The 1,130-nt window shown below is 42.1% G+C and carries 1 protein-coding gene; it reads left to right on the forward strand.

Annotated features, from left to right (window positions below):
- On the forward strand, positions 1-1,029 hold a 1,029-nt coding region (gene odhB, locus LD39_RS05280; protein ID WP_035543680.1), incomplete at its 5' end, for a 2-oxoglutarate dehydrogenase complex dihydrolipoyllysine-residue succinyltransferase.
- Positions 1,030-1,130 lie beyond the last annotated feature (101 nt).

A 1,130-nucleotide genomic window follows, 5' to 3' on the forward strand; every position in this document is an offset into this window, starting at 1 on the left:
GATAAAGAAGAACAAAAAGAAGAAAAGCAAGAAGAGAAAAAAGAAGAAGTTTCTCAACAAAAAGAAGAAAAATCTTCTTCTGATTCTGAAGATAAAGAAGAAACAAAAGACAATAATAAAGATATTATTGCAACCCCTGCAGCCCGCAAGCGAGCACGCGAACTCGGTATTGATTTGAGTGAGATTTCTGCGAGAGATCCACTAGGCCGTATTCGTCCAGAAGATGTAGACGCTGCTGCGCAAGGCGGAAGCAAGAAGGAAGAGAAGAAGGAAGCACCTAAGAAAGAGAAGAAAAAAGAGCAAAATAACGAAAAAACAGAGTTTGATAAGCCGGTAGAACGCATTAAAATGTCCCGCCGTCGTCAAACAATTGCGAAACGTCTCGTCGATGCTCAGCAAAACTCAGCTATGTTGACTACTTTCAATGAAGTCGACATGACCAACGTTATGAAGCTTCGCAGTGAACGCAAAGAATCTTTCCAGAAGAAGCATGACATTAAACTTGGTTTCATGTCCTTCTTTACTAAGGCAGCGGTGGGCGCGTTGAAAGAATTCCCTCTAATCAATGCAGAGATTCAAGGGAATGAAATCGTGAAGAAAAAATTCTATGACATTGGTATGGCTGTTTCCACTGAAGAAGGACTAGTGGTTCCAGTTGTCCGTGATGCAGATCGTCTTGACTTTGCCGGCATCGAAAAAGGTATTGCAGACCTGGCGACGAAAGCACGTAATAAAGAGCTGCAATTGGATGACCTCCAAGGAGGCTCCTTCACTATCACAAATGGTGGTATTTTCGGTTCAATGCTTTCTACACCAATTTTGAATTCTCCGCAAGTTGGTATCCTAGGATTGCATAACATCGAAAAACGTGCGAAAGTCATGCCTGATGATACGATTCAGGCTCGTCCTATGATGTACATCGCTCTTTCTTATGACCACCGAATCGTCGATGGTAAAGATGCCGTCCAATTCCTGCGTCGTATTAAAGAAATGATTGAAGATCCATACGATCTATTGCTAGAAGGTTAATTTTTAAACCCGCCAGTTAAGTCTGGCGGGTTTTTTACTAGTTTCAATCGAACACTTCATTGATCTAAGCTTTTCCGGCCTACCAACGGCTCTTCACATCC

The sequence above is a fragment of the Halobacillus sp. BBL2006 genome, from assembly GCF_000786645.1.
In the GTDB taxonomy this organism is placed as follows: Bacteria; Bacillota; Bacilli; order Bacillales; family Halobacillaceae; genus Halobacillus.